At 58.6% G+C, this 22662-nt stretch carries 27 protein-coding genes; 10 read left to right on the top strand and 17 right to left on the bottom strand.

What is annotated here, in order from left to right; translation table 11 throughout:
* Positions 1–66: 66 nt before the first annotated feature.
* The 3 genes from ACRY08_RS05300 to ACRY08_RS05290 all read right to left on the bottom strand — a co-directional run bounded on the left by ACRY08_RS05300 (position 67) and on the right by ACRY08_RS05290 (position 3069).
* The gene (locus ACRY08_RS05300; RefSeq protein ID WP_432448804.1) at positions 67–522 is read right to left on the bottom strand and encodes an HPr kinase/phosphorylase; all 456 of its coding nucleotides are present in this window, start codon (positions 520–522) and stop codon (positions 67–69) included.
* Complete coding sequence (locus tag ACRY08_RS05295) at positions 522–2261, bottom strand: sensor N-terminal transmembrane domain-containing protein (RefSeq protein ID WP_432448858.1); 1740 nt, start codon at positions 2259–2261, stop codon at positions 522–524. Before ACRY08_RS05295 ends, ACRY08_RS05300 begins: the two co-directional genes overlap by 1 nt.
* Positions 2262–2364: 103 nt before the next feature.
* Positions 2365–3069 (bottom strand): response regulator transcription factor, encoded by a 705-nt coding sequence (locus ACRY08_RS05290; protein WP_432448803.1) that lies wholly within the window; start codon positions 3067–3069, stop codon positions 2365–2367.
* 360 nt (positions 3070–3429) lie between these two features.
* On the opposite strand from ACRY08_RS05290, the gene ACRY08_RS05285 reads away from it, so the two are divergent.
* Both ACRY08_RS05285 and ACRY08_RS05280 read left to right on the top strand, forming a co-directional pair.
* Positions 3430–5028 carry a phosphoenolpyruvate carboxykinase gene (locus ACRY08_RS05285; RefSeq protein ID WP_432448802.1) on the top strand — a complete coding sequence of 533 codons (1599 nt, stop codon included), beginning with the start codon at positions 3430–3432 and terminating at the stop codon, positions 5026–5028.
* Between the two features lie 145 nt (positions 5029–5173).
* Positions 5174–5998, top strand: coding sequence for an alpha/beta hydrolase family protein (locus tag ACRY08_RS05280; RefSeq protein ID WP_432448801.1), 825 nt, complete (start codon positions 5174–5176; stop codon positions 5996–5998).
* Positions 5999–6001: 3 nt separating this feature from the next.
* Here the strand turns inward: ACRY08_RS05280 and ACRY08_RS05275 are convergent, their stop codons facing one another.
* On the bottom strand, positions 6002–6769 hold the full coding sequence (locus ACRY08_RS05275; RefSeq protein ID WP_432448800.1) for a TSUP family transporter: 768 nt from the start codon (positions 6767–6769) through the stop codon (positions 6002–6004).
* 191 nt (positions 6770–6960) lie between these two features.
* On the opposite strand from ACRY08_RS05275, the gene ACRY08_RS05270 reads away from it, so the two are divergent.
* Complete coding sequence (locus ACRY08_RS05270; RefSeq protein ID WP_432448799.1) at positions 6961–8610, top strand: acyl-CoA dehydrogenase family protein; 1650 nt, start codon at positions 6961–6963, stop codon at positions 8608–8610.
* Here ACRY08_RS05270 and ACRY08_RS05265 read toward each other — a convergent pair.
* A complete protein-coding gene (locus tag ACRY08_RS05265; RefSeq protein WP_432448798.1) occupies positions 8607–9029 on the bottom strand; it encodes a DUF3995 domain-containing protein in 423 nt (140 codons plus the stop codon). The two genes, ACRY08_RS05270 and ACRY08_RS05265, sit on opposite strands and share 4 nt — an antisense overlap.
* A gap of 85 nt (positions 9030–9114) precedes the next feature.
* Here ACRY08_RS05265 and ACRY08_RS05260 point away from each other — a divergent pair, with 85 nt between their 5' ends.
* Complete coding sequence (locus ACRY08_RS05260) at positions 9115–9675, top strand: TetR/AcrR family transcriptional regulator (protein ID WP_432448797.1); 561 nt, start codon at positions 9115–9117, stop codon at positions 9673–9675.
* Positions 9676–9714: 39 nt separating this feature from the next.
* Entirely contained in the window at positions 9715–10110 is a 396-nt protein-coding gene (locus ACRY08_RS05255; protein WP_432448796.1) for an META domain-containing protein, read from the top strand.
* Here ACRY08_RS05255 and recO read toward each other — a convergent pair.
* From recO to folK, 12 genes are all read right to left on the bottom strand, one after another.
* Entirely contained in the window at positions 10091–10831 is a 741-nt protein-coding gene (recO, locus tag ACRY08_RS05250) for a DNA repair protein RecO (RefSeq protein WP_432448795.1), read from the bottom strand. The genes ACRY08_RS05255 and recO overlap by 20 nt on opposite strands.
* A 37-nt stretch (positions 10832–10868) precedes the next feature.
* Positions 10869–11198 (bottom strand): DUF1491 family protein, encoded by a 330-nt coding sequence (locus ACRY08_RS05245; protein ID WP_432448794.1) that lies wholly within the window; start codon positions 11196–11198, stop codon positions 10869–10871.
* Complete coding sequence (gene era, locus ACRY08_RS05240; RefSeq protein ID WP_432448793.1) at positions 11198–12115, bottom strand: GTPase Era; 918 nt, start codon at positions 12113–12115, stop codon at positions 11198–11200. The genes ACRY08_RS05245 and era overlap by 1 nt, the downstream gene beginning before the upstream one ends.
* Positions 12116–12119: 4 nt before the next feature.
* A complete protein-coding gene (gene rnc, locus ACRY08_RS05235; RefSeq protein WP_432448792.1) occupies positions 12120–12800 on the bottom strand; it encodes a ribonuclease III in 681 nt (226 codons plus the stop codon).
* Positions 12797–13576 (bottom strand): signal peptidase I, encoded by a 780-nt coding sequence (lepB, locus tag ACRY08_RS05230; RefSeq protein WP_432448791.1) that lies wholly within the window; start codon positions 13574–13576, stop codon positions 12797–12799. The genes rnc and lepB overlap by 4 nt, the downstream gene beginning before the upstream one ends.
* A 137-nt stretch (positions 13577–13713) precedes the next feature.
* On the bottom strand, positions 13714–14112 hold the full coding sequence (gene acpS, locus ACRY08_RS05225; protein ID WP_432448790.1) for a holo-ACP synthase: 399 nt from the start codon (positions 14110–14112) through the stop codon (positions 13714–13716).
* Positions 14109–14564: a hypothetical protein gene (locus tag ACRY08_RS05220; RefSeq protein ID WP_432448789.1), complete on the bottom strand. Its 456-nt coding sequence runs from the start codon at positions 14562–14564 to the stop codon at positions 14109–14111. The genes acpS and ACRY08_RS05220 overlap by 4 nt, the downstream gene beginning before the upstream one ends.
* Positions 14561–15313, bottom strand: coding sequence for a pyridoxine 5'-phosphate synthase (locus ACRY08_RS05215; protein ID WP_432448788.1), 753 nt, complete (start codon positions 15311–15313; stop codon positions 14561–14563). The genes ACRY08_RS05220 and ACRY08_RS05215 overlap by 4 nt, the downstream gene beginning before the upstream one ends.
* A gap of 42 nt (positions 15314–15355) precedes the next feature.
* Entirely contained in the window at positions 15356–16003 is a 648-nt protein-coding gene (locus ACRY08_RS05210) for a DUF2062 domain-containing protein (protein WP_432448787.1), read from the bottom strand.
* Between the two features lie 33 nt (positions 16004–16036).
* Complete coding sequence (locus ACRY08_RS05205) at positions 16037–18181, bottom strand: RelA/SpoT family protein (protein WP_432448786.1); 2145 nt, start codon at positions 18179–18181, stop codon at positions 16037–16039.
* Between the two features lie 27 nt (positions 18182–18208).
* Complete coding sequence (gene rpoZ, locus ACRY08_RS05200; RefSeq protein ID WP_432448785.1) at positions 18209–18565, bottom strand: DNA-directed RNA polymerase subunit omega; 357 nt, start codon at positions 18563–18565, stop codon at positions 18209–18211.
* Positions 18566–18646: 81 nt separating this feature from the next.
* Entirely contained in the window at positions 18647–19246 is a 600-nt protein-coding gene (gene folK / locus ACRY08_RS05195; RefSeq protein ID WP_432448784.1) for a 2-amino-4-hydroxy-6-hydroxymethyldihydropteridine diphosphokinase, read from the bottom strand.
* 105 nt (positions 19247–19351) lie between these two features.
* Here folK and ACRY08_RS05190 point away from each other — a divergent pair, with 105 nt between their 5' ends.
* The 5 genes from ACRY08_RS05190 (at position 19352) to rnhA (ending at position 22635) form a co-directional block, all read left to right on the top strand.
* Complete coding sequence (locus ACRY08_RS05190; protein WP_432448783.1) at positions 19352–19909, top strand: NYN domain-containing protein; 558 nt, start codon at positions 19352–19354, stop codon at positions 19907–19909.
* A 126-nt stretch (positions 19910–20035) separates the two neighbouring features.
* Positions 20036–20998 (top strand): 4-hydroxy-3-methylbut-2-enyl diphosphate reductase, encoded by a 963-nt coding sequence (gene ispH, locus ACRY08_RS05185; protein WP_432448782.1) that lies wholly within the window; start codon positions 20036–20038, stop codon positions 20996–20998.
* Positions 20995–21606, top strand: coding sequence for a LysE family translocator (locus tag ACRY08_RS05180; protein ID WP_432448781.1), 612 nt, complete (start codon positions 20995–20997; stop codon positions 21604–21606). The genes ispH and ACRY08_RS05180 overlap by 4 nt, the downstream gene beginning before the upstream one ends.
* The gene (locus tag ACRY08_RS05175; RefSeq protein ID WP_432448780.1) at positions 21603–22190 is read left to right on the top strand and encodes a class I SAM-dependent DNA methyltransferase; all 588 of its coding nucleotides are present in this window, start codon (positions 21603–21605) and stop codon (positions 22188–22190) included. Before ACRY08_RS05180 ends, ACRY08_RS05175 begins: the two co-directional genes overlap by 4 nt.
* Positions 22183–22635, top strand: a complete 453-nt coding sequence (gene rnhA, locus ACRY08_RS05170; RefSeq protein ID WP_432448779.1) for a ribonuclease HI — start codon at positions 22183–22185, stop codon at positions 22633–22635. Before ACRY08_RS05175 ends, rnhA begins: the two co-directional genes overlap by 8 nt.
* Positions 22636–22662 lie beyond the last annotated feature (27 nt).

The raw sequence follows: 22662 nt of genomic DNA, 5'->3' as shown, positions 1-22662 counted from the left end.
ATGCCGGGCCTTCATGGATATAGGAAGGCTGTGGCCTCACCGCCATTCACAACCCTGTGCGCCCGACTATCCCGCGGCCGCATCCATATATCTGCCATACCGCAGGAGGTTATAGATCGCACAGGCAAAATAGGGGGCATCCACGCGGTAAAGCGTGTCAATCGGCATCCCTGCAACAGTGGTCTGGTGGGGCGAATGTGGCAGACGTTCCAATTCAATCTCGCCCATATTCACCACAAGAGACAATCGCGCGGACGCCTGCCAAGGCACTTGGATAAGCCCTACACCACGCGCCTCAATCACACCGCGAAGCCTGTCTGGCGCGCTGAGAAGCGGCCCTTCAGGCTGAGGCGCAACATGGGTCAGATCATCCGCAATCAGCGCGGCCCCCATGCCGATCAGCTCCAACGCAAGCGCGGATTTTCCCGACCCGGATGGCCCGATGATCATCACCCCCAGATCACCCACAGCCACAGCGGTGGCATGGAAGTTCTCATCCTGCGGCCCAGCGGCATCCGACATCAGACAGGCAGGCCCACAACAAAGCGTGCACCCAGCGGCTCCGAGGTGACATCCGCATCCGTCGGGCGAATGTTTTCAGCCCAGATCACGCCGCCATGTGCCTCGACAATCTGCTTCGAGATCGCCAGACCAAGCCCAGAATTGTTACCAAACTGGTTCTCGGGTCGCTCGGAATAGAAGCGCTTGAAAATCTTGGTCAACGCCTGTTCAGGAATGCCGGGGCCCGTGTCCTCGATCACGACCAGAACGCGGTTTTCACGACGCCGTGCCCAAACCCGGATCGCATCGCCATCTTCGCAGAAGCTCAACGCATTGGTGATCAGGTTCACAAAGACCTGCGCCAAACGCGCTTCCAGCCCGCTGATATGCACAGGTTGCGCCGGCAGATCGGTGATGAAATCCACACCTTTGGTTTCGGCTTCGCCGCCAAGATACTCGGTCAGGTTCCGCAGCATTTTGAGCAGATCGAAGGCCTCTTCCTCTTCTTTCACCAGCTCGCTGTCCAGACGTGAGGCATTGGAAATATCGCTGACCAGACGGTCCAAACGGCGCACATCATGGTCGATCACATCCAAAAGTTTTTCGCGCTGTTCGTCCTTTTTGGCAAACCGCAACGTGCCAATGGCCGAGCGTAGACTGGCCAGCGGGTTCTTGATCTCATGCGCCACGTCAGCGGCAAATTGTTCATTGGAATCAATGCGGTCGTAAAGAGCTCCGACCATGCCGCGCAGGGCACCAGACAGGCGTCCAATCTCGTCGGGACGACCGGTCAGATCAGGGATACGCACCCGGCCGGGTTTGACATTGCGCGCATTCTTATCGCGCCCCAGCTCGGCCGCAGCGGCCAGATCGGACAGGGGGTTTGCAATGGTCGAGGCCAGAAGCAGGCTCAGACCGATCGACACCATGATGGCAATCACGAACATCTGCAGCAGCTGCTCGCGCTCGGCGCGCACCAGCTGGTCCAGTTCACCCGCGGCGCTGGTGATGGCGACAACGCCCATCGGGGCGCCGTCCTGAAGGATCGGGGTCGCAACCGAAAAGACCGTGCCACCCTGCTCATCCACCCCATTTGACACTTGGGTCGAGCCGCCCATCGCGCCCGCGACAAGCGTGCGCGCCATGTTTTCCGCATCCAGCGGCTGATTGACGGCATCAGAATCAGCAAACAGCCCCGACACACCTTCCCAGACCGTATTCAGGAAATCGGTGATCACCGTGGAACTGGTGTCCCGCTTCAACCCATCCACGGGCGTTGGCTCGGCACGGGGCTGACCAACAGAGCTGGCCAGGATCATCGCCTCGGGATCAAAGACAAACACCTCGAGCCCAACCGGCAAATGCAGGTTCGACAGAGTGTCGGAGAAGCCGTAGTCGACTTGGGCAGGCGGTGCGACTGTTGGGGCAGCCGGTACGGCGTCAGCTGCGTCACCAACCGCGGTGTCGGGCGTGTCTTGCGTGACCGCATCAACCGCCGCCTCCGCCGGGGCGGCCTCATCGGTCCCCATCTGGGCCAGCTGCGCTTCGAACACATCTGCAATCAGCTCGGCTTCCACCACCAGACCCAGCTCGCGCTGAATTAGCAGGCTGTCGCGAAACGGGTTCAGATAAAGAACCCCCGCAACCAGAACCACAAGCCCCAGAAGGTTGAATGTAATGATCTTGCGTGCCAGCGGCGAGCGGTTGATCGAAATCAGCCCCCTTTGCGCGCGTCGGTCCCGCAGTTCCGGATCCACCATGCCACTGGGCGAGACCCAGTCTTCGCCCAGCACCACATCAGAGCCAGAGGTTGTCTTGGTGTCTTTCACCATAACCACCATTCACTTGAACGCCCGCTGGCGATCATTCTTCGTTGTAACGGTATCCGATACCGTAAAGTGTTTCGATCGCCGAAAAGTCATCATCCGCCGTACGCATTTTCTTGCGCAGACGCTTGATGTGGCTGTCGATGGTGCGGTCATCCACATAAACCTGATCGTCATAGGCGACATCCATCAACTGATCGCGGCTTTTCACGAAACCCGGCCGGGTGGCCAGCGCTTGCAACAGCAGGAATTCCGTCACGGTCAGTGAAACATCATTGCCCTTCCAGCTGACCGCGTGGCGCAGCGGGTCCATGACCAGTTCGCCGCGCACCATGGTCTTGCTTTCTTCGACTTCACCGGCCTCGTCATTGGTGATGACTTCCTGACGGCGCAAAAGCGCCCGGATGCGTTCGACCAGCAGGCGCTGACTGAATGGTTTGGTGACATAGTCATCCGCCCCCATACGCAGCCCCAGTACTTCGTCAATCTCGTCATCTTTCGATGTCAGGAAAATCACCGGCAGGGTCGACGTCTTCTGGCGCACCCGCTGCAACAGGTCCATCCCATCCATGCGCGGCATCTTGATATCGAAGACCGCGAGGTCGGGCAGACGTTGGGAAAACGCGTCCAGCGCGCTTTGCCCGTCATTATAGGTTTCGACGTCAAAGCCCTCGGCTTCAAGCGTCATGGACACGGATGTCAGGATATTTCTGTCATCGTCCACCAAAGCGATCCTCGACATAAGAGGTCTCCTTGCACTGCTCTGTTATGTTTTTTTCCATTGTCCCGTTTTACGCAGGGCGAATCAACATCGAACTGCGAATCGGTCGGGTGGGTGCATCAATCTTGCCCTGAAAGTGTGAAATGATGGCGAATATGCCTCACAATCCGTTCCGATAGGGGATCTGCTGGTTGCGCAAACAAGCCTTTGGTTGCGCTAACTGGGGCAAAGCGACCTGTTCCATTTGAAAGGCGGCGTGCTATAGCGCCCTTACCGGCCCTCGTTCACATGAGGGTTGGCGCGCGTGGCAGGGGTGCTGCGCGGTCTCATGTGAAACAGATACGCCGGGGGACATAACGGACCGGCGACAGGAGCAAATAAATGACCACTGGACGGGTAAACCCGGCGCGCCGCTTGGAAGATCAAGGGATCGAAGGGCTGGGCAATGTCTATTACAACCTGATGGAGCCTGCTCTGATCGAAGCCGCGCTGGAGCGTGGCGAAGGTCGTCTGGGCAATGGCGGCGCCTTCCTGGTCGAGACCGGCAAGCACACGGGCCGCTCTCCGAAGGACAAGTTCGTCGTCAAGACGCCCAGCGTAGAGCCGCATATCTGGTGGGAAAACAACCCTCCGATGGATCCGGCCAAGTTCGATGTTCTTTACGAAGACATGCTGGAGCACATGAAGGGCAAGGACTACTACGTTCAGGACCTCTTCGGTGGCGCGGACCCCGCACACCGTCTGGATGTACGTGTCGTGTCCGAGCTGGCCTGGCACAACCTTTTCATCCGTCACCTGCTGCGTCGCCCCGACCGCGACGAGCTGGACGAGTTTGAACCCGAATTCACCATCATCAACTGCCCGACCTTCAACGCTGACGCCGAGCGTCACGGCTGCCGGTCAGAAACGGTGATCGCGCTGAACTTCGACCGCAAGCTGATCCTGATCGGCGGCACCGAATATGCCGGCGAGAACAAGAAGTCGGTCTTCACGCTCTTGAACTACATGCTGCCCGAAAAAGGCATCATGCCGATGCATTGCTCAGCCAACCATGCCACGGGTAATCCGGTCGACACCGCGATCTTCTTTGGCCTGTCGGGCACCGGCAAGACGACCCTGTCGGCCGATCCCGCACGCACGCTGATTGGCGATGACGAGCACGGCTGGTCGGACACCGGCACCTTCAACTTCGAAGGTGGCTGCTATGCCAAGACCATCAACCTGTCGGCTGAAGCCGAACCGGAAATCTACGCCACGACCCACAAGTTCGCGACCGTGATCGAGAACATGGTCTATGACGAAGAGACCAAGGAACTGGATTTCGAAGATGACAGCCTGACGGCCAACATGCGTTGCGCCTATCCGCTGCACTATATCTCGAACGCGTCGGAAACCGCCATCGGGGGCCACCCGAAGAACATCATCATGCTGACCTGTGATGCGTTTGGTGTTCTGCCTCCGATCGCGCGGCTGACCCCGGCGCAGGCGATGTATCACTTCCTCTCAGGTTTCACCTCGAAAGTGGCTGGCACCGAGAAGGGCGTGACCGAGCCTGAACCCACCTTCTCGACCTGCTTTGGCGCCCCCTTCATGCCGCGCCGCCCGGCCGAGTATGGCGCGCTTCTGCGGGACAAAATCGCCAAACACGGCGCCACCTGCTGGCTGGTGAACACCGGCTGGACCGGCGGCGCCTACGGCACTGGTTCGCGCATGCCGATCCGCGCCACGCGCGCGCTTCTGACCGCTGCTCTGGACGGGTCGCTGGCTGAAACCACCTTCCGCAAGGATGAAAACTTCGGCTTCGAGGTTCCGGTGAAGGTGGAAGGCGTTGCCGACCTGCTTCTGGACCCGCGCCGCACATGGCAGGACGCAGCCGCTTATGACGCGCAAGCCGCGAAACTGGTCAAGATGTTCTCGGACAACTTCGTTCAGTATGAAGGCGACATTGACGATGATGTGAAAGCCGTCGCCATCGGCTGAGCCACGCGCCAGTAGACAATCACGCAAACGCCCCGGCCCTCGCGCCGGGGCGTTTTCCTTTTGGCGGACGCCATAGCCTTACGCTCCGTGACCTTACGCCTAGTCATGCTTTACGTGAAGGTCAGGGTTGCGGTTGCATGGCCGCATGTCGGAAACCGTGATCATTGATGGCCCCGCGCCGCTCACCGGAACCTTCTTTGCAGCGGACACTCCGCGCGCATTGGCCGTCCTGAACGGGGCCACGGGCGTGCCGCACCGCTTTTACCGTCATTTCGCCGCCTGGCTGGCCGAAACACAGGGCATCTCTTGCCTGACTTATGATTACCGAGACTTCGGCGCCTCAGCGACCACACACTCCAGCAAGGTCACGGCCAACATGCTCGACTGGGGCCTGCACGACACGCAAGCCGCGCGAGATTGGGCCGCTCTACGTGCCGGTGGGTTACCCCTCTGGCTGATGGGGCATTCTCTTGGGGGGCTGATGCTGGCCCGACAGTCAGGCACCGATGCGATCTCCCGCGTGATCACCATTTGCACCGGACCCGTGCACACCACAGACCACCCATGGCCGTTTCAAGCCACGGTCCGTGCTCTCTGGTTCGCTGTCGGCCCTGCCGCATACACCACGCTTGGCTATGTGCCGGGTCGCCTGTCGGGACTGGGGTCCGACATCCCCGGCCCGGTGTTCCGCCAGTGGAAACGCTGGTGCACCACGCGTGGCTACCCCGCACAGGACCCGAACATTCCATCCGCGCCCAAAGCAGCCTTTGCGTGTCCTGTCAATTTTATCTCGATGTCCGATGATACATCCGTGCCCCCTCACGCTGTTGCGCGCATGACAGAGCTTTATCCCGGCTGCCAATGCGAACATCGCGCTTTGACCCCTCAGGCGTTCGGCTTGCATAAAATCGGACATATCGACGTTTTCCGGCGCAAAAACAAAGCGGTGTGGCCCGCGTTGATCGCTTAGCCTCTAGCCCAATACGCCCTTTCGGATCAGGTTCAATCCGGCCAACGTCAACACGATCAGCGTCACGCGCTTGAACGTTCTCTGCGGCATCAGATCATGAAGGTGCCCACCCAGAAGAACACCTCCAAGCGCCGGCGCCAGCATCATGGCTGACAAGGGCGCGGTTTGGGCAGACAACACCCCCGACTTTACATGCGCCACAACCAAAGCAACCGCGCCGATCCCATATATCACCCCCTGCACACGCATCTGTTCGGCCTTGGGCGTATTGATTGCCGTCAGATAGGCCACCGTCGGTGGCCCCCAAACCCCTGACAAACCACCAACAAAGCCCGCGACCCCCGCAACGAGCACCTCGGTCCGATTTCGGTTCTCCGATCGCAACCGCGGCGACCAGCCAACAAGCTGCATGGCGCAGAACAGCACAATTGGCACACCAATCGCGATGAACAGAAGATCCTTGGGCATATGCGTGACCAATTGCGCAGACGCCAGCAGCATCACAAGAAGCACCAGCAGAAACACCCGGAACTTGGACACGGCCTCGACCGCCGCCGATACACCTTGCCTCAACGCCTGATAGCCATTGGTCAAAACTGTGGGCAGAATCAGCGCGGCAAGTGCGACCTCGACAGGCAAAAATGTCGCCAGTCCCGAGATCATGATCAGCGGCATGCCAAATCCAACCGCGCCCTTCACAAAGCCCGCAAACAAGGTCACGAAAAACGCCAGAACAAGCGCTTCCAATGGCAGTTCGGCAAGAATACCCATGGCCAATCTCCGTAGATTTCTTCTGTTCTACTGCACCCGTGCGCAACTGGCACCTCAGATTCCACTGCGTCATATTTGTTCGCAATCGGCAATCTTGTTGTATTTTAATTGCGCTGCACCTGCAAAATGACTATTTCTCTGCAGACGCGAAATGAATGACCGAATCCCGGTCGTATGGACAGGAGTTTCCGATGACCAACGCCCTGATCGACAACCTTCTTGACCTAACCGGCGCGGCCCTTGCCCCGGTTGAAGCAACCTTTGACGCCGCCAAGGAAAATGTCCGCGCGCTGGTGTCAGAAGGCGATCGCGTGTCGGGCGCGAAATTGGAAGAACATCAAGCCGCCGCCCACGCCTTGTCGTGGCTGGCCACCTATGCGGAAAGCCTGCGCCAGATGAACGCATGGGCCAGCCGCCTGTCCGAAAATGGCCAGCTTGGCGAAATGGAAAAGCTGATCCTGCAGATCGCTTTTGGCGAATACCTTGCCCAGATGAAGGGCGGTATGATGATGAGCCAGAACGAAATGGCGCGTCTGGCCGATATGGGTGTTGATGGCGCAGCGTTGGACACGGATGCAATCAACACGCTGATCGCGCAGGGCAACAACCAAGCCGCCCGCACCCGTCTGGTCGAACTGATGCAAGACAATGCCGGCCACGCCACTTTCGGGGCCACCGGCCTGGACGAAGAGTTGGAGATGATCCGCGAGCAGTTCCGCCGCTATGCCGATGACCGCGTGGTTCCCAATGCGCATGAATGGCACCTGAAGGATGACTACATCCCGCTGGAAATTCTGGAAGAGCTGGCGGAAATGGGCGTCTTTGGCTTGACCATCCCCGAGGAATACGGCGGACTGGGCCTGTCGAAAGCCTCGATGGTCGTGGTCTCAGAAGAGCTGTCACGCGGCTATATCGGCGTGGGCTCTTTGGGCACCCGCTCGGAAATCGCGGCCGAACTGGTCGAGGCCGGCGGCACCGAAGAGCAAAAGCAACACTGGCTGCCCAAACTGGCCAGCGCAGAAATCCTGCCGACCGCCGTGTTCACCGAACCCAACACCGGCTCGGACCTTGGTTCGCTGCGCACCCGTGCGGTCAAGAACGCAGATGGCGACTATGAAGTGACCGGCAACAAAACCTGGATCACCCACGCGGCACGGACCCACGTGATGACGCTTTTGGCGCGTACTGATCCTGACAGCACAGACCACCGTGGTCTGTCGATGTTCCTGGCCGAAAAGACCCCCGGCGACGACGAGAACCCGTTCCCGACCGAAGGCATGACCGGCGGCGAGATCGAGGTGCTGGGCTATCGCGGCATGAAAGAATTCGAACTGGGCTTTGACGGTTTCAAAGTGAAGGGCGAGAACCTGCTGGGTGGCGTTGAAGGTCAGGGCTTCAAGCAGCTGATGAAAACTTTTGAGGCAGCCCGCATCCAGACCGCCGCCCGTGCGATCGGTGTGGCGCAGAACGCGCTGGAAATCGGCATGCAATATGCTGAAGACCGCAAACAGTTCGGCAAGTCTCTGATCAACTTCCCCCGCGTCGCCAACAAGCTGGCCATGATGGCGGTTGAGATCATGGTCGCGCGCCAGCTGACCTATTTCTCTGCCTGGGAAAAAGACCACGGCCATCGCTGTGACCTTGAGGCCGGTATGGCCAAGCTGTTGGGCGCACGTATTGCCTGGGCCTGTGCAGACAATGCGCTGCAGATCCATGGCGGCAACGGTTTTGCGCTGGAATATCAGATCAGCCGCGTGCTCTGCGACGCCCGTATCCTGAACATCTTTGAAGGTGCTGCTGAAATTCAGGCACAGGTCATCGCGCGCCGCCTGCTGGGTTAAAGCACCGACCAGAAGCCCAAAGCCAGTATCAGGCAAAGTGGGCTATAGAAAATCAGGTTGAGCCGTGCAAATGGCTCTTCCATACGTCTGGCCCGCGACAGAAACAGATAACTGATCAGCCCGCGCAGGCCGAAGACTGCAACCAGTCCCCAACCCATCGTGTTCAGAAGCCAGCTTGGCGCCATGGCTGACCCTTTGGTAAGCCCAAACAGCACCAGCGCAGCAATCAGCAAAGCAATGGCCACCAACCCGGCGGCCCAGCCCGGCGGCATTTGTGTGATGCCCGGTTCACCAACCACCGTACGCGCAAGCGCCGCTTCATCTCTTACGGGCCACCAGACGCCCAAGGCCCAAAGCACATGCACACCCGCGGCTCCAATCAAAATCGCATAGGTGAGAATTACCAGAATCGTCTGCATACTGCTTGTCCTTTCGATACATACGCTTGCGTATGGTGCATGACATCGTTAAGTTGTCAATACGCTTACGTATGGAGCTTGAGCAATGGCGACTTCAAATGAAAAACTAAGCGCAGAAAGCTGGATTCTTGCCGGGTTTCGCGCCCTTGCCCGGTCCGGCCCACAAGCCTTGAAAGCAGAGCCGCTTGCACGAGAGGTGGGCGCGACAAAAGGATCTTTTTACTGGCATTTCAAAGATGTTCCCGCATTCCACGCCGCCATGCTTGCCCTGTGGGAAGAAAGAGCCGTTGATGATATCACGCGTTTCTTAGACGCCGAGACAGACCCGGTCCGCAGGCTCTATATGCTTGGCGACATCTCAACTTCGACAGATGAAGAACATGGCGGCGATGCCGTGGAGCCTGCCATTCGCGCATGGGCGCAAAGTGACCATACGGTAGCGGATGCCGTAGAACGGATTGATCGAAAGCGTATGGAATATCTCTCGGGCATTTTGTCAGATCTCGATCTGACCAACCCAGATTTTGCGCGAATGATCTACGGGGCCTATATCGGAATGGGAACACTGTCCGCCAAAGACGGCGCGGATAACAAAAGCGCGATGAGCACACTTCTGGCCGCGCTTTTGGCCCTGCAGGACGCCTGACGACTGGCAAAGGCCTTCCTGCGCACCTATGTGAAACCTATGAAACATATCCTCTTCGTCGCCGCCGCCACAACGCTGCTTTCTGCATGCAAGGATGAAACCATTTCAGGCTATGCTGATCCGGAGGCCGTATGGGAGCTGACAGAGCTGAACGGTTCCAGTTTCGACGCCCGTGCAACCATTCGCTTCCCCGAGCAGGGTAAAATCACCGGCCAAGCGCCCTGCAACAGGTATTTCAGCGCGCAGAAAGCCCCCTATCCCTGGTTCGAAACCGGTCCCATCGCAGCGACAAAAATGGCATGCGCTGACTTGGAGGCTGAAACGCAGTTCTTTGCCGCTTTGGAAAAAATGAGCCAATCAGAGGCTCTGGGGTCGACCTTGATTTTGTCGAACGAGAAGGGCGACGAAATGGTGTTCAAAGCCCGGAAGAATTGATCGCGTCGCGGCGCAACCGATCCACAAAACGCGCCCGCGCCTCGGGCAAAGGACGATCTCCCAAAGCATGGGCGACCCCGTGAAGAAGGAAGTGTCCGGTGGTCACAAGACCATCCAGAACGCTTTGCAACTGCCCCTCGCCAACCCCCAACAGCTCGGGTGGAAGCGGCAGCAAACGATCCGCCCATTCCCCCGCGCCCTCAGCAGACACCGCGCGCCCGGTTTTGGGGGACACATAGGCCAGATCATCACGGGCCCCGGACACGGCGCAGGCGGACAGGTCAAGGCCAAAGCCAAGCTCATCCAGCAAAGCCAGCTCCCATTTCAGATAGGCCGTGGGCCAAGCCTCGTTCACCCCCAGAAGGTCCAGCATTGATTGCGTGCGGGCATAAAGCACCGGATGCGGTTCCCGTTCCGGAAGGGCAAATCCCAAAATCGCGGTCATTGCGTTTAACCCTGCCAAGGCCGTGCGGTCAGACATCACAAGGGCGCGGCTTTTCAGAGGTTCGACGGTATAGCTGCCGATATGTTCTTCAAGGCGGGCGCGCCAAGACACATCAATCTGCGCGCCGGGCTGCAAGATAGGAGCAATTTTGCGGCTGACACCCCCGCGCACGACCCCTGCATGGCGCCCATGTTCCTTGGTGAAAACATCAATGATGACAGAGGTTTCGCCATGCTTGCGCACCGACAACAAAGCCCCCTGATCGCGCCAATCCATCGCCTACCTCCTGCCCTTTAGCATAGCGGTCGGTCGGTCAGTCCGAAAGCCCCGGCTCGTCCAACAGATGTCGGCCTTGCTTATCTTCGACTTCGATCACCCAAAGGTCTGGATCAAAGCTTTTTTGCTTCGTGATCGCAGCGTCCACATCGACCTCGGCGCCTTCCACCAACACCATCCAACAACGATCACCTGTCATCAAATCAAAGCTGCGCTGATAGACGGCGGCCTGCCCATCGAGCGTGTTTATCTTGACCAAAACAGCCCCGGCCGTCGCGTCGCCCTTCTGGGTCACAAAAGCCGGAATGTCAGACAGGCGCAGACGTGTCAGATAGGCCGAGACCCAAACATCCGCGGTCAGGCGCATCACTTATTCCCGTCGCGGAAATCAAGCCCCATTTCTGAGTAGCGCTCTTTTTCCTCAAGCCAGTTCGGGCGCACTTTCACCTGCAGGAATAGATGGATTTTACGCCCCATGAACTCCTCCAGCTCGGCGCGAGCGGATTGGCTGACAGCTTTGATCGTCTCGCCACGTTTGCCCAGAAGGATGCCTTTGTGCCCATCACGCGCGACATAGATGATCTGATCAACACGGGCTGATCCATCTTTGCGTTCTTCCCAGCTTTCTGTTTCGACGGTCAGCTGATAGGGCAGTTCCTGATGCAGGCGCAGAGTCAGTTTCTCGCGCGTCATTTCGGCGGCAATCATGCGCATGGGCAGGTCTGCGATCTGGTCTTCGGGATAGAGCCATGGACCGGTTGGCAGATGGCCAGCGAGCCACGTGCGCAGGTCTTTCACGCCATGGCCTTTCTCGGCCGAGATCATGAAAGTCTCGGAAAAATCAAACCGCTCATTCAGGTCTTTGGTCAACGCCAACAGAACCTCGGACTGGACCTTGTCGATCTTGTTGATGGCCAGCGCCACCGTGCGGCCCTGACCGATCTCTTTCAGACCTTCCAGAATACGCTCGACACCTTCAGTGACGCCGCGATGGGCCTCGACAAGCAGGACAATCACATCCGCATCAGACGCGCCTCCCCATGCGGCGGCCACCATGGCACGATCCAGACGACGGCGCGGCTGGAACAGACCGGGCGTGTCCACGAACACGATCTGAGCATCGCCCTCGATCGCAACACCACGAATGCGCGCGCGGGTCGTTTGCACCTTGTGCGTCACGATCGAGACCTTGGCCCCCACCATGTGATTGGTCAGCGTCGATTTCCCCGCATTGGGTTCGCCGATCAGCGCCACAAAGCCTGCGCGGGTCTGAGCATCCGACATGTGTTTATCCTTCCAGCTGCGCCAGAAGCGCTTTGGCCGCTGCCTGTTCGGCGGCACGTTTTGAATTGGCTTGCGCCGTGGCGGATTTTCCATCCGCAAGCTGCACTTCGATGGTGAACACCGGCGCGTGATCAGGCCCGTCTCGGGCTGTTTCAACATATTTCGGCACGGCCATTTTACGGGCCTGCGCCCATTCCTGCAGCGCCGTCTTCGCGTCGCGCGCGTCGGCTTCGACCTTGTTGATGCGATCCCCCCACAAGCGCAGGATCATGTCGCGGGCCGCTTCCAGACCGGCATCCAGATAGACAGCGGCGATCACCGCCTCCATCGCGTCACCCAAAAGCGCCAGCTTGCGGCGCCCACCGGTCTTCATCTCGGACCGGCCCAGTTTCAGCACCGCCCCCAGATCAACCTGTCGCGCCACATCGGCACAGGTTTCCTTGCGCACCAAAGCGTTATACCGCGGCGCCAGCGTGCCCTCGGGCGCATTGGGGTCATCGCGCAGCAGCTTTTCAGCCATCACAAGCCCAAGCACCCGGTCCCCCAGAAACTCGAGCCGTTGATTGTCTGGTCGCGTCGAAGAAGAGATCGACCCGTGGGTCAACGCGCGCACAAGAAGATCGGGCTCTTTGAACTCATGCCCAATCCGCGCCGCGAAGGCCTGAAGGTCGCCTGACAGTTTCACTCGATTTCCTTGAAGAACCGGTCAGAGCGCCAGGTCCAGAAATAGAAAAGACGTTTGCCTGCCGCCGAGAACATCACCCGATCCGCGCGTCCAAGAAGGTATTCAGCGGGCACAAAGCCGACACCGCCAGCGTTTTGCTTTTCGCGGCTATCTTTCGAGTTGTCCCGATTGTCACCCATGAAGAAGTAGTGCCCTTCTGGCACCGTGAACACATTAGTATTATCCACGCTTCTGGTAGTGAAGTTCAAAATCGAATGTTCGACACCGCCCGGCAGCGTCTCGATGTATTTTTCTTTCAAGCACTCGGCGCCTATTCCAACGGGCCGGTTGACACACTGCGGCAAGTGACCGAACCGTCCTTGTTGTTCCTTGTTCTCAGAGAACACGCCATCAGGGGTTTGCTTGACCTCTTGACCGTTGATGAACAAAATACCGCCGTTAATCTGGATCTTATCGCCGGGCAGGCCGATTACCCGTTTCACATAGTCGACATTCAGCGTTGGATGGCGGAATACCGCGACGTCGCCTCGCTCGGGTTCAGAGCCAAACAGGCGACCATCAATCGGGCAGGACGAGAACGGGCAGGAGTGGCGCGAATAGCCATAGGCCATCTTGTTCACGAACAGGAAATCCCCGATCAACAACGTGTCTTTCATCGAACCGCTCGGAATCCAGAACGGCTGAAAGAACAGCGTGCGGAACACACCGGCGATCAGAAGCGCCCAGAAGATGGTCTTCACATTGTCCCAAAGACTGTCTTTTTGTGTTTCGGCCATGTTTCCTGCCTTTTACCTAACGCGCCCCCTGGGGCCTGTACCTTTGCAGGCGATATGAGGGGATGGGCGGGGCGTGTCAAGCTGACCCCCGCAAAAGCCCCGGAAATGCAGCGGTTTCGCCCGTTTAAGAGGCGAATTCAAAGCGGGCGCGCCTCGATCACCACGAAGGCCTGCGCCCAAGGGTGGTCATCGGTCAGGGTCACATGAATCAGCGCCTCATGGCCGTCGGGTGTCATCTGATCCAACCGCTCACGCGCCCAGCCGGTGACCTCCATCACGGGCTGGCCCGTGCGCAGGTTAGATACCGCCATATCGCGCCAGCTGATCCCCATCGCAAGCCCGGTGCCCAGCGCCTTGGAGCACGCTTCTTTCGCAGCCCAGCGCTTGGCCAGCGTTCCGGCCTCGTCCTTGCGGCGTGCGGCCTTGGCCAGCTCGCGGTCGGTGAAAACGCGGTTGCGAAAGCGGTCGCCGAACCGGTTCAACGTGCCCTCGATACGTTCGATATTCGCAAGGTCCGTGCCGATGCCCAAAATCATTGAGCGAGATCTCCCATCCCGGTCGTAATCTCTCCGCTGGCTTGGTTCAGGGTGACAAAAAGCTGGCCCCAATTGCCGGCCCCTGTATCGGGATCGTAGAGTGCGGCGGGCAGCGCGAAAACCAACCCGCGTGCCGGGTCATAGTCAGCCTCGATTGCATCAAGCGTTAGACCGGCAAAACCCAACGATCCGTCCAGCGATACGACGCGGCACTGGCGATCCCCCAGCTCGCTATACGGCGGGGACAGGATCAACAGGTGATAGGCGCCCGCAGCGGGTTCCACCGTGTCCAATACCGCCAGACGCACATCGCCATTGGCAAAGGTCTGACTGTTGTCGATCCATGGCTCGACGACATTGGCGGCGCTCGCGCGCCAGTCACAGGGTTCGACCGTCTGGGCCGCCGCCGGTGACAAAGCGACCAGCAGGAACAAGGTGGCCCAGCGGATCATGCCCGCGCCTCGTCCATCAGGCGCCGCATTTCGGCGATGGCATCGGGCAGGCCGCGAAAAATGGCCTCGCCGATCAGGAAGTGGCCGATATTCAACTCAACCACCTCAGGCATGGCAGCGATGGGCGCGACCGTGTCATAGGTCAGCCCGTGGCCTGCATGCACCTCAAGCCCCAGCGAATGGGCCAGCGCGGCCCCCTCGCCCAGGCGGGCAAGCTCGGCATCGCGCTTGTCAAACGCGCCTTCCGCGTGGAAATCGCAATAGGCACCCGTGTGCAATTCCACCACCGCAGCCCCGATACGCGCAGACGCTTTGATCTGATCAGCATCGGCGTCAATGAACATCGACACGCGACAGCCCGCGTCCCGCAAGGGCGAGATGTATTCGGCAAGACGGTTGTCATTGCGCGCCACATCCAACCCGCCTTCGGTGGTCAGTTCTTCGCGCTTCTCAGGGACCAGACACACCGCATGCGGCTTGTGGCGCAGCGCAATGGCTTGCATTTCCTCGGTTGCGGCGCATTCGAAATTCAAGGGCGCGGTCAGGGCCGCCATCAGCCCATCGATATCTTCGTCGCGAATGTGGCGGCGATCTTCGCGCAGATGCGCGGTGATGCCGTCCGCCCCGGCCTCCTGGGCCAGCTGAGCCGCGCGAACAGGATCCGGATAGGCCGACCCGCGCGCATTTCGAACCGTGGCCACATGGTCGATATTCACACCAAGTCGCAAGGGTGCGGGGGAATTGGTCATGGTTGGCGCTCCTGTCTGGCCGGTAATGCTTGGCCAGCAGTGTTACTTGTTTTTTTCGATTTCGCCAGCCTCGGCCAACCGTTCTGCCATACGTTTCTCATAGCGCGCTTTGAGCTTCTTGATGCGGCGGCGCTGATAAGCATGAATCAAAGGGTTAGACAGCACATACCCCACAGTGCCAGCCAGTATTCCCGGCACAATGCACCCAACCAGATAAGGGTGGAAAACACGCGTCATAAAGCGCGAAAACCGGGTCCAGTCAGCCAGATCATCTGTAAACGCAGCGCGGAAATTTGCCCAAAGATCGCTTGTCGCCCCGGCGAAACTGGCCACGATTTCTGGCAGATGCACATCGGACGGCTGCCCAAGCATTGCGTTGCCAAGATTGACCGAAAGTTCTGCAATCAGCGGGAAGGTCAACGGGTTGCCAACGAATGTGGCCAAAAGCGCGGCCAGAATATTGCCACGCATCGCCCAGCTCAGAATGGCCGCGGTCAGGAAATGCAGCCCGAAGAAGGGCGTGAAAGACGCAAACACCCCCGCGGCAATCCCCCGCGAAATACGATGCGCTGGATCTGGCAGGCGTCTGAGACGGTGGATCACGTAACGCGCCGCCCGATACCACCCCCCCCGTGGATAGAAAAACTCCGCTACGACACGCAGATACGATCGCGGGTTTCTCTTGAACACATGCTTTTCCTTCTGCCTGCCCGCGCGGGTGGGTTATGGTTTGCGGGAGATGTCCCGGTGCCTGCGAACCGCGGCCACATCGCTATCAGCTTCCAACGCCACCATGATGGCATGAAGATGCTCAATATCGCGTAAATCCACATCGACAATCAGACGATAGAAATCTGGCTTTCGGTCGAGGAAGTTCAGGTCAGAGATATTGGCCTTCTGTTCGCCAATCAAGGTGCAGATACGCCCCAGAACGCCTGCGTCATTCGAAATGGTCAGAAGTATGCTAACCGTATGAATGGCCGGGTGTTTTCCAGAGTGCCAATGCAGATCAACCCAACGCGATGTGTCCTCGTCCATCTCGGCAAGGGCGTCGCAGTCAATTGTATGAACCATGACGCCTTTGCCGCGATAAGTGATGCCCACAATGCGTTCCCCGGGCACCGGTTGGCAGCAATTGGCGCGGTCAAAATCCTGCCCTGCTTCCAGACCGGAAACCGCAGTGTCGCGGTCAATCTCATCCACTTCACCGACGCTTTCCGGGTACAGTGTCTGCACCACATCGCGCGCCTGAAGCTCTGCCGATCCCAGCCGGGCCAGCAGCTCGTCCGTGTCTTTGAGACGCAATTGATTGGCCGCCGTTGCCAGCGCCTTATCGGTCGATTTACGCCCCACATGTTCAAAAGCCACGCGCGCCAGTTCACGGCCCAGACGAATAAAGCGATCTCGATCTTCGCTGCGCAGGCTTTTGCGGATGGCAGCTTTCGCGCGCCCGGTCTGAACGATGTCGATCCAAGTCGCCTGCGGGCTTTGACCTTCGGCGGTCATAATCTCGACCGACTGGCCGTTCTTGATACGCGTCCAGAGCGGCACACGAATGCCATCCACCTTTGCGCCGACACAGCTGTCACCGATCCGCGTGTGGATCGCATAAGCGAAATCCAACGGCGTCGCACCGCGCGGAAGTTTCACCACCTCGCCTTTGGGCGTGAAACAGAACACCTGGTCCTGATACATTTCGAGCTTCACATGCTCGAGGAATTCATCGTGGTCATCCGCCGCCTCGAACCTCTCGTTCAGCGACGCGATCCACTTGGCCGGGTCCACCGCAAAAGGGTTTTCAACGCGGATACCGTCACGATAGGACCAATGCGCCGCCACGCCGGTTTCCGCGACCTCATGCATTTCGCGGGTGCGGATCTGCACCTCAACGCGCTTACCGTCACGCCCCGACACCGTTGTATGGATCGAGCGGTAACCGTTTGATTTCGGCTGACTAATATAGTCCTTGAAACGCCCGGGAATGGCGCGCCAGCGCTGATGAATCACCCCCAGAACGCGATAGCAATCGGCCTCGTTCTTGGTGATCACGCGGAACCCATAAGTGTCTGACAAGCGCGAGAAGCTTTGATCCTTCTCCTGCATCTTGCGCCAGATCGAATATGGTTTCTTGGCCCGGCCGAAGGCCTCGGCCTTGATCCCGGCCTCGGACAGCTCGTGGCGAATATCGCTTGTGATCTTCTCGATCACATCACCGCTTTCCTTCTGCAAACGCAGGAAACGCCGCATGATCGAGCTTCGACCCTCGGGGTTCAGCACGTGGAAGGCCAAATCCTCCAGCTCTTCGCGCATCCATTGCATACCCATCCGGCCGGCAAGCGGTGCATAGATATCCATGGTCTCGCGCGATTTCTGGACCTGCTTGTCCGGGCGCATCGCCTTGATCGTGCGCATGTTGTGCAGGCGGTCAGCAAGCTTCACCAGGATCACCCGCATGTCCTTGGACATCGCCATAAAGAGCTTGCGGAAGTTTTCGGCCTGCTTGGTTTCGGACGAACTGAGCTGAAGGTTGGTCAGCTTTGTTACCCCGTCGACCAGCTCGGCAATCTCTTTGCCGAACTTCTCGGACACTTCCGCATAGGTCGACCCGGTATCTTCGATCGTGTCATGCAAAAACGCCGTGACGATGGTGGCATCGTCCAGCTGCATATCGGCCAATATCTCGGCCACTTCGAAAGGATGGGTATAATAAGGATCGCCAGAGTGACGATACTGCCCGAAATGCATCTGGCCGCCATATTCAAAGGCGGCCATCAACAATTCCGGATTGGCATTCGGGTTATAGGTGGTGATCTTGGCGATCAGCCCGTCAATATCGAGATCCGCAAGCTCGTCTTTCCAGCTCGTCACCCGTGACGCTCCCTTTCCCGGATGGGATCAGCCCTGACCCTGCGCTTCCATCAGAGCACGCAGAAGTTTCTCTTCCGACATGTCGTCATCTGCAGGCTTGTCCGCAGCTTCAGCCCCCATAAGCAGCGCCATGCTGTCTTCTTCGGGTTCATCCACCTCGATCTGGGTCTGGTGACCTTCGATCATCCGCTCGCGCAGATCATCAGCGGTCTGGGTTTCGTCTGCGATTTCGCGCAAAGCGACCACAGGGTTCTTGTCGTTGTCACGATCAATCGTCAGCTCGGCACCAGCCGAGATTTCGCGGGCGCGATGCGATGCAAGCATCACAAGATCAAATCGGTTCGGAACCTTGTCAACGCAATCTTCAACCGTCACGCGGGCCATGGGTATGCTCCATTCCTTGCAAGGGGATGTGAACCGCCTATCTAGGGGCCAAAACAGAGGTTTACAAGCAAAAACACCGCTTCATTCACCTTCGCAAAGGGGTTTCACCCCGGTTTTTGCGCTTTCTGGCAGGGCTGCACAGAGTTCCGCCAGAGTTTGACCAAAAAACGGGTGGCGCCAGGTTGGGGCAATTTCACACAGGGGAATCAGCGCAAAGCCCCGATCCTGCAGGCGCGGGTGAGGCAAAATCAGCTCGGAAGGTGCCTGCTGCATCTGGTCTTCCAATGGCATCTCGATCCAATCTTTCAGCGTAGAGGCGTCGGGGCAGATCCGGTCACCATAGCCGATCAGGTCAATATCAAGCGTGCGCGCAGCCCAGCGCGACGGGCGCTCACGTCCAAACTCATCCTCAACCTGATGAAGAAGCGCCAACAGCGCCTCTGGCGGCAAATCGGTCCTCAACCCGGCGGCAAGATTGGCGAAATCAGGCCCGGCACCCACAGGAAAACAGGGGGTTTCATAGATCTTGCTTTGCGAATCAATCTGCACGCCCAGCGCCGCGATGCGCTCTATGGCTTGTGAAATCAGATCTGCCGATTCCCGCACGGTTGACGTGGCGTTACTTCCTAGCAAAATCAGTACTTTTGGACAGGTATCTTCCCAATTTGTTACTTGCGACACTGGCCCCGATCCCTAGTTTGCATGTGTGTGTTTCTTCGTTAAGTAATTTCCCCCTTTTACCACTCACGGAATTGCTGCGCGAAGGTCAATTGGAAAGGAAATTTTATGTTCTACCGTGACGAACGGCTCGCGCTGTTCATTGATGGTTCGAACCTCTATGCGGCCGCAAAATCGCTGGGCTTCGACATCGACTATAAACTACTCAGACAAGAGTTCATGCGCCGTGGCAAATTGTTGCGTGCCTTCTACTATACCGCCTTGCTGGAAAACGATGAGTATTCACCGATCCGGCCGTTGGTGGACTGGCTGCACTATAACGGTTTCTCGATGGTGACCAAACCCGCCAAGGAATACACCGATTCCATGGGCCGCCGGAAAGTCAAAGGCAATATGGACATCGAACTGGCCGTCGACGCGCTTGAGCTGGCACCGCATATTGACCATGCGGTTCTGTTCTCGGGCGATGGCGACTTCCGTCCACTGGCAGCCGCGCTTCAACGTCAAGGCGTTCGCGTATCTGTCGTGTCCACCATTCGCAGCCAACCGCCGATGATTGCTGACGAGCTGCGGCGCCAGGCCGACAACTTCATCGAATTGGAAGAGCTGAAGGACGTGATCGGCCGCCCACCTCGTGAATTTGATGGTGATGACGAGAGTGACTGACGTCTGACAAACAATCGAACAGGAAGACAGGCCGGGCAATCCCCGGCCTGTTTTCATTTGCCGCTCTGGACGGGGTGACGCAAAAGCCTTACCTCTTGCCAGGACCGGAAACCGCCCGGAGGCACCATGACCAAACCCGCCCTGACCCTGTATCTGGCCGCACCGAACGGCTTTTGCGCCGGTGTGGACCGCGCCATCAAGATCGTCGAAATGGCGATCGAGAAATGGGGCGCGCCGATCTATGTGCGCCACGAAATTGTGCACAATAAATTCGTGGTGGACGGGCTGCGTGCCAAGGGGGCTGTGTTCGTCGAAGAATTGGAAGAATGCCCGGATGACCGTCCGGTGATCTTTTCGGCTCATGGTGTTGCCAAAGCCGTGCCCGCCGAAGCGGCGCGCCGCGAAATGATCTATGTGGACGCCACCTGCCCGTTGGTGTCCAAAGTACACATCGAAGCCGAACGCCATCATCAAAGCGGGCTTCAAATGGTGATGATCGGGCATGCGGGGCACCCTGAAACCATCGGCACCATGGGGCAGCTGCCAGATGGCGAGGTGCTTCTGGTCGAAACCGCCGATGACGTCGCCACGCTCATCCCGCGCAACCCAGACCAACTGGCCTATATCACGCAGACCACCTTGTCCGTCGATGATACCGCCGGGATTGTCGCGGCCCTGCGCGAACGCTTCCCAACCATCATTGGCCCGCATAAAGAAGACATCTGCTATGCCACCACCAACCGGCAAGAGGCGGTGAAGGCCATCGCGCCCAAATCGGATGCCCTGCTGGTGATTGGCGCGCCCAACAGCTCTAACTCCCGCAGGCTTGTCGAAGTGGCCCGCGCGAATGGGTGCAGCTATGCGATGCTCGTCCAGCGTGCATCAGAAATCGACTGGCGGGCGCTGGAAGGGATCAAAGCGCTTGGGCTGACCGCGGGCGCCTCTGCGCCGCAAGTTTTGGTGGACGAGGTGATTGACGCCTTTCGTGACCGCTATGACGTGACCGTCGACATGGTCCGAACAGCGGAAGAAAACATCGAATTCAAAGTACCCCGTGTTCTTCGGGCCCCTGCAGAGGCCACAAAATGAGTATCGAATTTTTACTGACGGCGCTCGTGGTTGTTTTGGCCCCCGGAACGGGGGTGATCTATACGCTGGCGACAGGGCTGACACGCGGGAAACTGGCCGCCATCGCGGCGAGTGTTGGCTGCACCATCGGGATTGTACCCGCCATGCTTGCCGCCATATTGGGGCTGGCCGCAGTGCTGCACAGCTCGGCCATCGCATTCCAGATCGTGAAATACGCGGGCGTTGCCTTTTTGCTTTATCTGGCGTGGCAAACACTACGGGATCGGGGCGCTTTGTCCGTCGACGCGAATGAAAGCTCACGCGATTTGGCACAGATTGCCTTACGCGGCACCATGCTGAACGTGCTCAACCCGAAACTGTCGTTGTTCTTTCTGGCCTTCTTGCCTCAATTTCTTTCAGGCGATGCCAGCAAGGCCACAGCCGAGATGTTATTGCTTGGCGCCGTGTTCATGGCCATGACCTTCGTTGTCTTCGTTGGTTATGGCGTCTTTGCCTCTCTCGCACGCGACAAGGTACTGGAAAGCCCCCGCGCCATGACCTGGCTGCGCCGGGTTTTTGCCGCGAGCTTTGCCGGGCTGGGTCTGAAACTCGCGTTTGAGCGCACATGAGCACCGATGCCCAGACACTTGCGGTCTATGATTGCGAGGCTGAGGCCTATGAGACGCGTGTCGCCTCCAAAGACCTGCCCGGCCTGTCGGCTTTTCTAAGCGAACTGCCCGAAGGGGGTAAGGTTCTGGACCTTGGTTGCGGCCCGGGCCTCGCGGCACAGCGCATGATGCAAGCCGGTCTGGACGTTGATGCCATCGACGGCTCGCAAGAGATGGTGGCGCGCGCACGCGCCCATGGTGTGCCCGCTCGCAAAGCCATGTTTCACGAGATCACGGGCATAGATGAGTATGACGGGATCTGGGCCAATTTCAGCTTGCTGCATCTGCCACGTAACGCGTTGCCCGGAACGCTTCAGATATTGCGGCAGGCGCTGAAGCCGGGCGGGGTCTTTCACATCGGTATGAAACTGGGTAAGGGGTCCGGACGGGATCGGCTGGGAAGGTTTTACACCTATTACAGCGCCGATGAACTGGACATGTTTCTGACCAATGCCGGTTTTACGCCGGGTTCCCATCTGCCCGGCTCTGGGCGCGGGTTGGAAGGGTCGGTATCGGAATGGATGGTGTTGCTGTCATATGGCTGAGTTTTTTGCATATACGGATGGCGCGTGCTCGGGCAATCCCGGCCCGGGAGGCTGGGGTACATTGCTGCAGGCCAAGGAAAACGGTGCAGTGGTTAAAGAGCGCGCCCTGAAAGGTGGCGAAGCGATGACCACCAACAACCAGATGGAGCTGATGGCGGCGATCATGGCGCTGGAAACTCTGGGCAAGCCTTGTGCAATCACCGTCGTGACCGACAGCACCTATGTGAAGAATGGGGTGACCGGCTGGATTCACGGCTGGAAACGCAACGGGTGGAAAACCTCGGCCAGGAAACCGGTTAAGAATGTTGAACTGTGGCAACGTCTGGACGCGGCACAGGCGCGCCATCATGTGACATGGGAATGGGTCAAGGGCCATGCGGGCCACCCAGAGAATGAACGCGCAGATGAGCTGGCCCGCGAGGGCATGGCGCCGTTCAAGGATTGAGCAAACCGATTGGCTCATTTCGCCCAA

It is taken from the genome of Aliiroseovarius marinus (assembly GCF_050881025.1).
GTDB classification, from domain to species: Bacteria; Pseudomonadota; Alphaproteobacteria; order Rhodobacterales; family Rhodobacteraceae; genus Aliiroseovarius; species Aliiroseovarius marinus_A.
The sequence above is the reverse complement of the archived record's forward strand: the minus strand, read 5'-3'. Positions and strand labels throughout refer to the sequence as shown.